The sequence below is a fragment of the Bacillus vallismortis genome, assembly GCF_004116955.1.
Lineage (GTDB): Bacteria > Bacillota > Bacilli > Bacillales > Bacillaceae > Bacillus > Bacillus vallismortis.
The window spans coordinates 3,218,786-3,231,519 of the sequence record NZ_CP026362.1 but is presented as its reverse complement, the minus strand read 5'-3'; the positions used below and the strand labels follow the sequence as shown (position 1 = coordinate 3,231,519).

12 protein-coding genes are annotated in these 12,734 nt (G+C 46.2%); 11 read left to right on the top strand and 1 reads right to left on the bottom strand.

The window, feature by feature from the left end; genetic code table 11:
- Positions 1 to 11: 11 nt before the first annotated feature.
- Complete coding sequence (locus tag BV11031_RS16965; protein WP_010331384.1) at positions 12 to 1,007, bottom strand: LLM class flavin-dependent oxidoreductase; 996 nt, start codon at positions 1,005 to 1,007, stop codon at positions 12 to 14.
- Positions 1,008 to 1,294: 287 nt separating this feature from the next.
- Here BV11031_RS16965 and BV11031_RS16960 point away from each other — a divergent pair, with 287 nt between their 5' ends.
- The 11 genes from BV11031_RS16960 to niaP all read left to right on the top strand — a co-directional run bounded on the left by BV11031_RS16960 (position 1,295) and on the right by niaP (position 12,453).
- Positions 1,295 to 1,897, top strand: a complete 603-nt coding sequence (locus BV11031_RS16960) for a TerD family protein (protein ID WP_010331383.1) — start codon at positions 1,295 to 1,297, stop codon at positions 1,895 to 1,897.
- 23 nt (positions 1,898 to 1,920) lie between these two features.
- Positions 1,921 to 2,502: a TerD family protein gene (locus tag BV11031_RS16955; RefSeq protein WP_010331382.1), complete on the top strand. Its 582-nt coding sequence runs from the start codon at positions 1,921 to 1,923 to the stop codon at positions 2,500 to 2,502.
- A gap of 34 nt (positions 2,503 to 2,536) precedes the next feature.
- Complete coding sequence (locus BV11031_RS16950) at positions 2,537 to 3,115, top strand: TerD family protein (RefSeq protein ID WP_010331381.1); 579 nt, start codon at positions 2,537 to 2,539, stop codon at positions 3,113 to 3,115.
- 51 nt (positions 3,116 to 3,166) lie between these two features.
- Positions 3,167 to 3,940 carry a TerC family protein gene (locus tag BV11031_RS16945; RefSeq protein ID WP_010331380.1) on the top strand — a complete coding sequence of 258 codons (774 nt, stop codon included), beginning with the start codon at positions 3,167 to 3,169 and terminating at the stop codon, positions 3,938 to 3,940.
- A 61-nt stretch (positions 3,941 to 4,001) separates the two neighbouring features.
- The gene (locus tag BV11031_RS16940) at positions 4,002 to 5,162 is read left to right on the top strand and encodes an HpcH/HpaI aldolase/citrate lyase family protein (RefSeq protein ID WP_026014587.1); all 1,161 of its coding nucleotides are present in this window, start codon (positions 4,002 to 4,004) and stop codon (positions 5,160 to 5,162) included.
- The gene (locus BV11031_RS16935; protein WP_010331378.1) at positions 5,152 to 6,468 is read left to right on the top strand and encodes a phosphoribosyltransferase family protein; all 1,317 of its coding nucleotides are present in this window, start codon (positions 5,152 to 5,154) and stop codon (positions 6,466 to 6,468) included. The genes BV11031_RS16940 and BV11031_RS16935 overlap by 11 nt, the downstream gene beginning before the upstream one ends.
- A 1-nt stretch (position 6,469) precedes the next feature.
- A complete protein-coding gene (locus BV11031_RS16930) occupies positions 6,470 to 7,579 on the top strand; it encodes a cysteine protease StiP family protein (protein WP_010331377.1) in 1,110 nt (369 codons plus the stop codon).
- A complete protein-coding gene (locus BV11031_RS16925; RefSeq protein ID WP_010331376.1) occupies positions 7,576 to 8,376 on the top strand; it encodes an HAD family hydrolase in 801 nt (266 codons plus the stop codon). The genes BV11031_RS16930 and BV11031_RS16925 overlap by 4 nt, the downstream gene beginning before the upstream one ends.
- A 31-nt stretch (positions 8,377 to 8,407) precedes the next feature.
- Entirely contained in the window at positions 8,408 to 10,021 is a 1,614-nt protein-coding gene (locus BV11031_RS16920; RefSeq protein ID WP_010331375.1) for a YceG family protein, read from the top strand.
- A 15-nt stretch (positions 10,022 to 10,036) separates the two neighbouring features.
- On the top strand, positions 10,037 to 11,128 hold the full coding sequence (locus BV11031_RS16915) for a toxic anion resistance protein (protein ID WP_010331374.1): 1,092 nt from the start codon (positions 10,037 to 10,039) through the stop codon (positions 11,126 to 11,128).
- Positions 11,129 to 11,250: 122 nt separating this feature from the next.
- Complete coding sequence (gene niaP / locus BV11031_RS16910) at positions 11,251 to 12,453, top strand: niacin permease NiaP (RefSeq protein ID WP_010331373.1); 1,203 nt, start codon at positions 11,251 to 11,253, stop codon at positions 12,451 to 12,453.
- Positions 12,454 to 12,734: the final 281 nt, after the last annotated feature.

Below are 12,734 nucleotides of genomic sequence, written 5' to 3'. Positions count from 1 at the left end.
AACTGCTTTTTTTAGAGAAACAGCCCGGCAAGCCGCTCATATGATTCCTTTTTCGCCTCGAAATCAAACACATTGCACAGAACCATGATTTCATTTGTTTCATAGCGGTCTGTAAGCTCTAAAAGCTGCTGTTTGACAGTGTTTGGGGAACCGATCACCATTCGCTTTCTGTTTTCTTCTATGAGCTTTTTATCGGACTCTGTGTAGGAATGCGTTTTTGCTTCCTCGATGCTCGGCACGCGGCTGTCCAAGCCTTTTCCGACGCGAAGTAGCCATAAATCCTGGCTTAACGCCAGCTCTTCTGCCTCTTCATCTGTTTTTGCGCAAATGACAAAAATCGTAAACAGTGCGGCCGGAGACGAGAAGTGAGCTGACGGCCGAAAGCTTTCCCGATAGATGTGAAACGCATTTTCTCCTCGCTCGGGATTAATGAAATGCCCAAATACATATCCAATCCCCTGATGCGCCGCGCGCCTTGCGCTGTTTTCTCCGAGACCGAGCACCCATAGCTCCGGTGCGGTGTCAACAAGAGGCGCCGCTTTGATTCCGGCATACGGATGCCCGCCAGGAAGCGAATCTGTGAGAAAATAAGAGACATCCTGCAGTTGTCTGTTGAAATCGGTTAAGCTTTTTTTCACCCCGTCCGTTAGCGCAAGACGGGTTTTTGTCGTGCCTCCGGGAGAACGCCCGACACCGAGGTCAATCCGGTTTGGATACAGTGCTTCAAGCTGGCGAAAGGTTTCGGCCACCTTAAACGGGCTGTACTGGGGCAGCAGCACGCCGCCTGATCCGACACGAATCGTGTTTGTCTGTGCCGCGATGCGGGCGATCATGATTTCAGGCGCTGTGCTTGCTAGTCCTTTCGTGCTGTGATGTTCGGCAAACCAATAACGCTTATATCCCCACTGTTCGCTTAATCCGGCCAGCTCAACCGAATGCTGAAGAGTTGTCACAGGGCTTTCTCCTTTAGAAACAGGTGCCTGGTCAAGTATGCTGAAATGAATCAAAAGGCCGCTTCCTTTCTGTCTGTTTTTTAGAATGTGACACAAGAATAGGCAAAATGACTCGCTCACGTCAAATGGTTTGTTTTAGAATCACAATTCATATGATTTGCAAAAAACACATCAAATATGGAAGTTTTTTTCGAGGATTTTCGTCAATTATTCTTAACTTTTATGAAACTTTGCTATAATAACAAACGTATCTATTAATAATTTACGGCATACTCATCTTCCCTTTGTACGTAAAAATAAATGTGACTATATTCACATCTTGATGATTAGGAGTGAATCGTGTGGCGATTTCTTTAGAAAAAGGTCAGCGTATTGATTTAACAAAAGGAAAAGCGGGCTTATCAAAATTGATGGTCGGTCTCGGCTGGGACCCGGTTTCATCCGGCGGAGGCGGTTTTTTCGGAAAGCTGCTCGGCGGGGGCGGACCCAATATCGACTGTGACGCTTCAGTATTGATGCTGGAAAACGGCAAATTCACCGATAAGAAAAATATCATCTATTTCGGCAACCTGAAAAGCCGCTGCGGCGGTGTCAAACACACAGGCGATAACCTGACAGGCGACGGTGCGGGTGATGACGAACAAATTATGATAGATTTGGGGAAAGTGCCTGCAAATATCGACAGGCTTGTATTTGTCGTTAATATTTACGATTGTGTCAGAAGAAAACAAGATTTCGGCATGATTCAAAATGCGTTTATCCGTGTGGTCAATCAATCTAAAAATGAAGAAATGCTCAAATACAATTTAAAAGACAACTATGCCGGCAGAACAAGCCTGATTACGGCTGAAATCTACCGCCAGGACGGCGAGTGGAAATTCGCGGCGATCGGTGAAGGCACAAACGATACGAGATTAGAAGATATTATCAGCCGATACGTATAAAAGAAAAAAGGAGTGGATGAAACATGGCAATTTCATTGGCAAAAGGACAAAAAGTAGATTTAACAAAAACAAATCCGGGACTTTCAAAGGTCGTTGTCGGTTTAGGCTGGGATACGAATAAGTATGACGGCGGACATGACTTCGACCTTGACTCTAGTGTGTTTCTGTTAGACGCTGCGGGCAAATGCGCGTCTCCAAATGATTTTATTTTCTACAACCAGCTTGAAGGAGGCAATGGTTCAGTCGTCCATTCAGGCGATAACCTGACAGGTGCTGGAGAAGGCGACGACGAGAATGTCAAAGTGAATCTCAGCGCTGTGCCCGCTAATATTGAAAAAATCTCATTTGTGATCACCATTCACGAAGCGGAAGCACGCAGCCAAAACTTTGGACAAGTATCAAACACGTTCGTTCGCATCGTAAATGAAGAAACAAATGAAGAGCTCATCCGTTACGACCTTGCGGAAGATTTCTCTATTGAAACAGCAATCATTGCAGGGGAGCTTTACAGACATAACGGCGAGTGGAAATTTTCGGCGATCGGCTCAGGCTACCAAGGCGGCCTTGCCCGCATCGCAACAGACTACGGTTTGCAAATCGGTTAAGACAAATACGAAGAGCAGAAAGGAGAGAGGCAGTATGGCCATTCAATTATCAAAAGGACAGCGCATTGACTTAACGAAAACAAATCCGGGACTCGCAAAAGCGGTGATCGGCTTAGGCTGGGACACAAACAAGTACTCCGGCGGACACGATTTTGACCTGGATGCTTCAGCTTTTTTAGTTGATGCGCATGACAACTGCGTGAATGATCTCGATTTCGTCTTCTATAATAACCTTGAGCATCCGAGCGGCGGTGTCATCCATACGGGTGACAACCGCACGGGTGAGGGTGACGGAGATGATGAGCAGATTATCGTTGATTTTTCAAAAATCCCTGCTCACATTGAGAAAATCGGGATCACAGTGACCATCCACGACGCCGAAGCACGCAGCCAAAACTTTGGACAAGTTTCCAATGCATTTGTGCGCATTGTGGACGAGGAGACGCAGAATGAACTTCTTCGCTTCGATTTGGGAGAGGATTTTTCTATTGAAACAGCTGTTGTCGTTTGTGAGCTTTACAGACACGGCGGCGAGTGGAAATTCAATGCGATCGGCAGCGGTTTTTCCGGCGGGCTGGCTGCGTTGTGCCGGAATTACGGTTTGCAAGTGTAAGCGAGTGACAAATAGAGACGTCACCGTTTTCAATTAAAAGGAGGAAAAAACTTGGACTTTTTACATCATATCATGTCTACGTATGCTTCATTTTTCGATTGGAAAATGTGGGGGGAAGTGCTGTCAGATCCTGTTTCCTGGGGTCTGATCGGTTCCCTTGTTGTTTTGGAAGGCCTCTTGTCGGCCGATAATGCGCTTGTTCTTGCGGTGATGGTCAAGCACCTGCCGGAAAAACAGCGAAAAAAAGCGTTAACGTATGGTTTATTTGGAGCTTATATATTCAGGTTTATTTTTATCGGGCTCGGTATGCTCCTCATTAAGTTTTGGTGGATCAAGGTGCTCGGCGCGCTTTATCTCGCTTGGCTCGTCATTAAGCATTTCTGGATCGGTGAAAAAGAAGATGAAACGGACGGCATGAAGAAAAATTCTTGGATGGTCCGCACGTTCGGTATCTTCTGGGCGACTGTTATTTCAGTTGAATTGATGGATCTTGCCTTCTCTGTGGACAGCATCCTGGCCGCGTTTGCGGTTTCAGAAAAAGTATGGGTGCTTTTGGTCGGTGGTATGCTTGGTATTTTAATGATGCGTACAGTGGCAAAAGTCTTCCTTGTACTGATTGATAAAATTCCTGAGCTGGAAAATACAGCATTCGTATTAATCGGTATTATCGCGCTGAAAATGGCGGGGAGTGCCTTCCATTATGAAATGCCGCACTCTGTATTCTTCATTATCATTATCGCTGCTTTTGCCATTACATTCATCATTCACTATATCAACAAACAAAAGCAAGTGCGCGAACAAACAGCCGCGTCAAAAGAAGAATAAAACAAAACAAGGAGGGAGGTTGATGTCCTTCCTTTTTTGTTACAGAAAAGAGGTGACGTGTGTGCGGTATTTTCACTATTTATCAACACATCAAGAAGAAAATGTATTTTATCAAGCGCCGAAACAGGTCACGAAAGAGTCGCCTAAAAAGCTGCTTGAGCACGCACTGGGGGCCGTATTATATATGCCGGCAACCCGCCCGGACATAGCGGCGGTGATAACAAAGCGCAAATATGAGGATATATCATCTATTGTTTTCTGTCTGGAGGATGCGATTGGAGATCATGAGGTCAAGCGGGCTGAACATAATGTGAGCCATCAATTAGGGTTGATCGAGCAGGCGATCCAGCACCGCACGATAAAGCCGGACCATCTCCCATTTATGTTTGTGCGTGTACGGTCTCCGAAACAGATGCTGCAATTAGCCGATACCCTGAGGCCTGCACTCCATTTGTTAACCGGATTTGTGTTCCCAAAATTCTCAGCAAAAAACGCCAGTGACTATGTTGAAGCACTTGAAGACATATCGAGTCGCATGATGGTGCCGCTTTACGGCATGCCGATATTGGAAACACCCGATTTGTTAATGAAAGAGACTAGAGCTGCTGCTTTGTCTGAACTGAGTATGGTTTTGCATCAGCATCAGGATTTGATCTTAAATGTGCGGATCGGTGCGACTGATTTATGCGGATTATACGGCATCAGAAGAAAGCCGAAGCAAACGATTTATGATATCCGCATGATTGCGGACTTTATGTCAGATATCATCAATTACTTCGGCCGGGAGTTCGTCATTTCTGGCCCTGTATGGGAGTATTTTCAGGCACCGCAAAAGCCGCATCTGCTTTCGGCACACCAGCCAGTTGAGCTGAATGATTATATAAAAGGTTTGGTGAAAGAGACCGAACTTGACATCGCCAACGGCATCCACGGAAAAACGGTCATCCATCCGACCCATCTCAAAATTGTGAACAGCCTGTATGTCGTAACAAAGGAAGACTATCTCGATGCGTCAAGCATTATTCATCACGGAAACGGTTCAATCGGCGTGATGAAAAGCCATTTTTCTAACAAAATGAATGAAATCAAGCCTCATATGAAATGGGCTGAAAAAATCTTATTAAAATCAGAAATTTATGGGGTGTATCATGAAAACCGATCTTTCACCGATTTGCTCAATGAACAGCAAAACCCTTCAAATATTGGACAATATGGCGGTTGATCTGTCGGTCACAGACAACCCGCTTTTCATACCTGAACAAGCATTATTTGAGATGGCCGCCAGAGTGAATAAAAAAAGGGGCTTTTTATTTGTCAGCAAAGTGCTGGGCAAACATATTCCGGTTCACCCGCTGAAGCCGCTTTTAGCGTCCGGGCTGCTTGCTTTGGAGTACGCCGAACGGAAAACCGGACAGGAGATAAAGGAAAAAAACGAGATTTTGAACGGATTTCTTTCAGAAGAGGAAAGCAAGCTTCAAGCTGCTTATCAAACGCTGCAAAAGCACCGTGTTACATTGAACGAAGCACCGCTTGTTATCGGGTTTGCGGAAACGGCGACGGCGCTTGGACACGCGGTTTATGATTGCATTGAACATGCGTCATTTGTCCATACGACCCGTGAACAGATTCGAAACACAGAGCCTTCGATCACATTTGTGGAAGAGCATTCCCATGCCACTGATCAGCTGTGTTACGCAGAGCCTGATATGATAAACAACAGCTGTCCGATTCTTCTTGTAGATGATGAAATCACGACAGGAAAAACCGCATTACATATGATTCGGGATATCCAATCCAAATTTCCGCGCAAAGAATACGCTGTCCTGTCTTTATTGGACTGGAGGACGGAGGAGCATAAGAAGGCATATGCAGAGGCTGAACGAGAATTAGGCGTCACGATTTCAACCGTTGCTTTATTATCAGGGCGGATTTCCTTTAAGGGTGTGCCATTGTCCGAGTCCTCCTACAACTACAGCCCGAAGCTGCAAGGAACTGCGATAAACAGAACGAACATTGATCTATCGGGTTTCTTCACATCCGTTCCTTATCAGCCGGAACTATCCGCAAACACTCATTCTTACGTGAAAGAAACAGGGCGATTCGGTGTAAAACCGTCTGAGCGAAAGGCTGTTCACGAAGCCTGCCGACAAGCAGCGCTTTACATGGAACAATATCGGAAGGGCAAAAGAACGCTCGTGCTTGGAACGGGAGAGCTGATGTATCTGCCAATGAAAATCGCCTCAACACTTGGCGGTTCGGTTTCCTATCACTCTACCACGCGCAGCCCGATTCACCCGGTTGCGAAACAAGGCTATGCCGTGCAAAACGGTTATTCATTTATGAATCCGGAAGATGAAGAGGTCCGCCATTTTGTCTATAACCTTCCTGCCGGAGCGTATGACGAAGTCTTTTTCTGTCTTGAGAAGGACGTTTCGGATGAGGCGTTACAGCCGATTTTTGATATGTTTAAAGAAAAAGAAGTGCCTCATATCCACATTGTCACTTTCTCAGGAAAGGCGTGGATCTGATTTGAAAGATGTTATTGAACGTATTGGGAGCTATCCGGAAGAAGATGTGACCTTTCTATTAAAAGACTTGTCCGCTGTATCCATCGAAAAAAGCACGGAAGAACGGGAGAAGTCAATTCAAAGCGGCATCCATTATTCAGAAATGCTGCCAATCGAATACAAGCCGACAGATGAATACATGAAACTGTTTTATGCCTCGCTGGAAGACAGCAAACAGAAGGTCGCATTAGCAACGGGAGTCGTTGCGGAGCAGATTTATAAAAAAAGCGGGAAAGATGCGGTTTTGTGCAGTTTGGCTAGAGCAGGCACGCCGATTGGTGTTTTGATCAAACGTTATATCAAGGTGAAGTACCATGTCTCGCTGCCGCATTACAGCATCTCTATCATTCGGGACAGGGGAATTGATGAAAATGCGTTGCATTATCTATTGAAGCATCATCCGGAGGGCAAGATTGCGTTTATCGACGGATGGACAGGCAAAGGCGCCATCACGAAAGAACTGATTCGCTCTGTAAAACGGTTTAATCAACGCTTCGGAGCAAGGCTGTCCTCTGAAATTGCGGTGCTTGCCGATCCGGGGCATTGCGCGGACATCTATGGAACGAAGGAAGACTTTCTGATTCCGAGCGCTTGCTTGAATTCTACTGTATCAGGACTTGTCAGCCGCACAGTTCTAAATGAAACGTGGATCGGGCCGTCTGACTTTCACGGGGCGAAATATTACAAAGAGCTCAGCGAAGAGGATGTCACGAATATCTACATTGAAACAATAGCGGAGCAATTTCCGTCTATTTATAACGAAGCGGAACGTTTGGCGCTTAGGTTGCAAAACGATCGTGTGAAACCAGATTGGAGCGGTCTAGCTTCCATTGAGACCATCCAAAAGCAATTCGGCATCAGCAACACAAACTTGATTAAGCCGGGTGTTGGGGAAACGACCCGCGTGCTTTTGCGAAGGGTGCCTTGGAAAATACTCATTCAGCCGGGTGCTGAGGAAGCATTGCGGCATATTTTATTGCTTGCGAAGGATCGAGGCGTGCCTGTGGAAGAATACAAGGATATGTCCTATCGCTGCTGCGGGCTGATTCGGCCGGCGGAGAAAAGTTTATGAACGCATTCGCCAGTGATTTAGACAGAACATTAATATACTCAAGGCGCATGATCGGCATTCCAGATAAGGAAGCGGGAGTTGAGCTGATCGAAACATTGAACGGCCGTGACCTCTCTTACATCTCGGGAGTGACAAAAGAACATTTAAGGCAAATTCAAAAGGATCACTATTTTATTCCTGTCACCACACGCACAAATGAGCAGTACAAGAGAATTGTTTGTTTTCAGCAGGACATTGTGCCCGAATATGCTGTAACTACGAATGGCGGCTGTATTTTAAAGGATGGCCAGCCTCTGAAAGAGTGGGACGAGTTCATAAAAGAGCAGCTCGCATCGTGTCTGCCGATTGAGGCTATGTTGAGAGAAATCGCAAGTCTGTCTGTAGCGCAAGCGGTTGAAAGAACCCGAACGGCACATCATTATTTTGTTTATCTTATCTTGAACGAAGCGAAAATAGCCCGAATCGATCCCGCCGCTGTGAAGGAGTGGGGGGCTGAAAGAGGCTGGCAAGTATCCCTGCAGGGGCGAAAGCTGTACTTTATTCCGAAGTCGCTTAATAAATGGAAGGCGGTCGAATATCTGAAATCGAAGCTTTCAATTGATGAAATCTATACAGCGGGAGATTCGCTGCTGGATCTTGAACTGATTCAGGAAGCTGATTTCGGCATCGCACCCGCTCATGGGGAGGTGCTGTGCCACTGTCCGGAATTACGCAAAACGGAAGCAAGCGGCATGATGGCAGGTGAAGAAATCACAGCAGCTGTTTTATCCCGAATCACCCGAATAAAACAAGTATAGTGCATACAAACAAACCAGAAAGGAGGATATGATGAGACAAGAAGAACTCACCATTCATAAAGCGTTTCCAGATGATGGGGATTGGAAAAGCGTGCTGTTTCAGCCATTGCCGGAGCGTGAGCACTTTAAAACAGGCCAAGGCCTTTCGTTTTCCCGCCTTGCCGGGCAAATACTGGGCACTCCAATTGATGAGACGGACTATTATAACGAGCTGTATGAACTGTCCGTAAACAATCGCATTGCCATTCTGAGTGAAACGCTTGATAAAACAATCGCGCCGGAAACGTTTCAGGCGCTTCAGCATATTCATTCTATCAACCAGAAAGAAAAAGGACTGTCGGTCAGCCGCTTTGTCGCCTTTTTGGACGGGGAGCAGCTGATTGCGAAGCATTCGAATCCGCTCATGCACCGCCATTTGAGAAAAGCATTGATAACGCTTTTACATATCTTTGCAGACAATCATGAGCAGGGGCTGAATCATCCTGATTTTCGGAGAGTGCTGCTTGATGTCTCGAAGTTTTCGTTGAATCACCTGAATCCTTGGCTGGAAAAAACCGATATAGAACGGGAGATGCCAAAAGTTGTTTGGTACGGAGACGCAACGAAGAGCCAGCTCTATTTTTTATATTATCTGATGTTAGTCGGCTGCGATGTCCTATTGTTCCATCCGGCGGGAACCGATCAGCTGGCGCTTGTCGATCCGAAGCAGGAGCTTAGCTTTACGGAAAAACTCCCAGATGTTTCGGAGCTTCAGCCGTTTCCGAAAGAAAAACCAGACCGGAAATCAACAGTAGCCTACCGCTCAACAAAGGAATTTGAACATGTGCTGAATCACGAGGAATCCATGTTGTACAAGCCGTGGCAGTTCAGGGATCACACACCGATGTCTGTTACGCTGAAAACGACCTATGATGAATTGTTTTTAATCGCGAAAGAGCGCGCCTTTATTCGGCCGAATTTCAAAGCCGATAAACATTCCATCGAGATTCCAAATGTATTCGCCAAAATCATGGGCGTGTCGAAAGACAATAAAGAATATTGGAACAGGCTTCATACATTAGCCGATTATCAGGAAACAGAAATGATCAGAAGCTTTCCGTTTACAGAAGACATCAAATCGAACTATCAATTTCATTACAGCCACGCCCTTGACCATGAAGGGAACATTGATCCGGACAAGCTGATGGCAAGCAATGTGTGGCAGTACAAGCAGCTTCCGGCGGGCATTCAGGCCGCCATTGCCAAAACGATTTCGAGAATGTGCAGGCACCCGCGGCTTAAGGCTATGCATCAAGAACAAGTCAAGGATGTTCAAATTTACTTGTTTAAACAAACAACAAACTTGCCTGCCAAGCTGCTGAAATTGATTCAAACGTTCGACTATGCGCAAACCGTTCCGAAACTTGTTGTATATCATACGGAAATGAGCGGCGGGCTCACGCGTTCAGATGCCGCGGCCCTGCTGTTTCTGAATGAAATCGGAATCGATATCATCATGTATAATCCTCCCGGCCACCAAGACATTGAGCATTTTATTGAAGAGGATCAGTATGATATCCACTGGCTGGATGACATGGTGTTTCAGCAGGAGTATAAGGAGCCTTCCCTAGTCAAAAGGCTGTTCAGAACGATTACCCAAAAGTAAGGAGAGAAGAAAAGCATGACAACAGATAACCATAACCCGCTTGTTCTCGATAAAAACGAAGAAATTTCCCAGCAAAAAGCTGACGATATCCGTCTCCAGCTCCGCCAGGAACCAGAGGTGAGGCGGCTAGTCCAACAAATTGACGTGAAAAATCAAATGGAGCTGCTTGAGTATGGAAAGGAGCCGGCCGTTGAAATTTCCAAGTTCTCCGACCGCATCTTAGGGATGATGAAAACAACAAGCGTGACAGACTCAGGCACGATGCTGACCCAGCTTGGAAAAATCATGGACCGTTTTGACAAAAACGATTTTGACGAGCCAAAGGGACTAATGGCTAAAATTTTCAAACGCGGCGGCAGCATGATTGAGAAAATCTTTAAAAAGTACCAGACGCTCGGCGGAGAAATTGAAAAAATCAACGTTGAGATTTCTAAATATAAAGATGAGATGACCAAAACAAACTATACGCTTGATGAAATGTATGAAAACAATATTAATTACTATATGGAGCTTGAAAAGTACGTTGTTGCCGGACAAATGAAGCTGGAAGAAATGCAGTCCATTCTCCCTTCATATGAAGAAAAAGCGGCCAGCGGAAATCAGCTTGCGCAAATGCAGCTTGATACGCTCCGCAACGGCATTCAGGCGCTTGAAGAGCGGGTATACGACCTTGATATGGCGCGAATGGTGGCGCTTCAAACTGCGCCGCAAATCCGTCTTCTTCAGCGCGGTAATGCGAAGCTGATCGGAAAAATTAACTCCGCTTTCATCATCACCATTCCGATTTTCAAAAATGGCATTATTCAGGCTGTCACCGTGAAACGCCAAAAACTTGTGGCTGACTCCATGAGCGAGCTTGACCGCCGGACAAACGAGATGCTGAAACGAAATGCGGAAAACATTTCGAGCCAGAGTGTTGAAATAGCCAGAATGGCCGGCAGACCAAGCATTGATATTGAAACGATCGAATCGTCTTGGAATACGATCGTCAGCGGCATGCAGGAAACAAAACAAATCGAAGAAGAAAACAAACGCCTCCGCGAAGATGGTGCAAGACGAATTGCCGAGCTTCAGCATAATATTAAAAAAGCAGCATTGCAGCAATAAAAAGCCCCCCGCTTGTGAAATATAAGCGGGGATTTTTCTTTTACATCAATTAAATAATGACAATGTGTAAAGACAGGTGTAAACTTAAACGGTAATGATTTTGCATATCAGAGGTGTTGGCAATGGGAAAACAACAGCCTATATCCCAGCGAAAACTGCTGGGCGTCGCCGGTTTGGGGTGGCTGTTTGATGCAATGGATGTCGGAATATTATCGTTTATTATCGCTGCGCTTCACGTGGAGTGGAATTTGTCGCCCGAAGAAATGAAATGGATCGGAAGCGTCAATTCCATCGGCATGGCTGCGGGTGCGTTTTTATTTGGGCTGCTGGCTGATCGAATTGGCCGAAAAAAAGTGTTTATCATTACCCTTTTGTGCTTTTCCATCGGAAGCGGCATTTCAGCTTTTGTGACAAGCTTATCGGCATTTCTCATTCTGCGTTTTGTTATTGGAATGGGGCTTGGCGGCGAACTGCCAGTCGCTTCAACACTTGTGTCCGAAGCGGTTGCGCCTGAAAAGCGGGGCAGAGTGATTGTGCTTCTGGAAAGCTTTTGGGCAGTAGGGTGGCTCGTAGCAGCACTCATTTCTTACTTTGTGATCCCGAGCTTCGGCTGGCAGGCCGCCCTGCTGTTGACGTCACTGACGGCTTTTTACGCTCTGTACCTGCGGACGAGTCTGCCTGATTCGCCAAAATATGAGTCGCTTTCAGCCAAAAAGACATCGGTATGGGAGAATGTAAAAAGCGTTTGGGCAAAACGGTATATACGGTCGACCGTGATGCTGTCGATCGTTTGGTTTTGCGTGGTGTTTTCTTATTACGGCATGTTCCTATGGCTGCCGAGTGTCATGCTGCTCAAAGGTTTCAGCATGATTGAAAGCTTTGAATATGTCCTTCTGATGACGCTGGCTCAGCTTCCAGGCTATTTTTCTGCCGCGTGGCTGATTGAAAAAGCGGGACGGAAGTGGATACTGGTCTTTTACCTGATTGGAACAGCAGGAAGCGCCTATTTCTTTGGCACGGCGGATTCCTTAGGCCTTCTGCTTGCAGCCGGAATGCTGTTATCGTTTTTCAATCTTGGTGCGTGGGGCGTCCTGTATGCCTATACCCCAGAGCAATACCCGACAGCGATTCGCGCCACAGGTTCAGGAACGACAGCGGCATTTGGAAGAATCGGGGGCATCCTCGGGCCGCTGCTCGTTGGAACGCTCGCAGCCCGCCATATTTCCTTTTCGGTCATCTTTACAATCTTTTGCATTGCAATCTTACTCGCGGTTGCTTGTATTTTGATTATGGGAAAAGAAACGAAACAAACTGAGCTTGAATAGGAAAAGCACCTCGCGACTGAGGTGCTTTTTTACATTTCCATCCGGGCTGCGGAGGGGCGTTTAACCTCTTTCCTGTTGTCTGGCAGCTAGAAAAAATGCTGTATGTTTTGATTGATGGTTCCTAGCCGCATTGCCACAATGAAACACATATGCGTTGAGAAATCCTATTTCGCCTACCAATTTTTCCGAGGTCCGTTCACTCCGCCTCACATGGGGATGATGCTGTGTTTTTAACAATACTGCATGCATACGTCAGCGAGTTCTTTTCCGTTGTAATCAAG

Coding starts and splice junctions, on each gene's coding strand:
- BV11031_RS16955 (WP_010331382.1), top strand. CDS start 1,921: ATGGCAATTTCATTGGCAAAAGGACAAAAAGTAGATTTAACAAAAACA.
- BV11031_RS16950 (WP_010331381.1), top strand. CDS start 2,537: ATGGCCATTCAATTATCAAAAGGACAGCGCATTGACTTAACGAAAACA.
- BV11031_RS16935 (WP_010331378.1), top strand. CDS start 5,152: ATGGCGGTTGATCTGTCGGTCACAGACAACCCGCTTTTCATACCTGAA.
- BV11031_RS16925 (WP_010331376.1), top strand. CDS start 7,576: ATGAACGCATTCGCCAGTGATTTAGACAGAACATTAATATACTCAAGG.
- BV11031_RS16920 (WP_010331375.1), top strand. CDS start 8,408: ATGAGACAAGAAGAACTCACCATTCATAAAGCGTTTCCAGATGATGGG.
- BV11031_RS16915 (WP_010331374.1), top strand. CDS start 10,037: ATGACAACAGATAACCATAACCCGCTTGTTCTCGATAAAAACGAAGAA.
- niaP (WP_010331373.1), top strand. CDS start 11,251: ATGGGAAAACAACAGCCTATATCCCAGCGAAAACTGCTGGGCGTCGCC.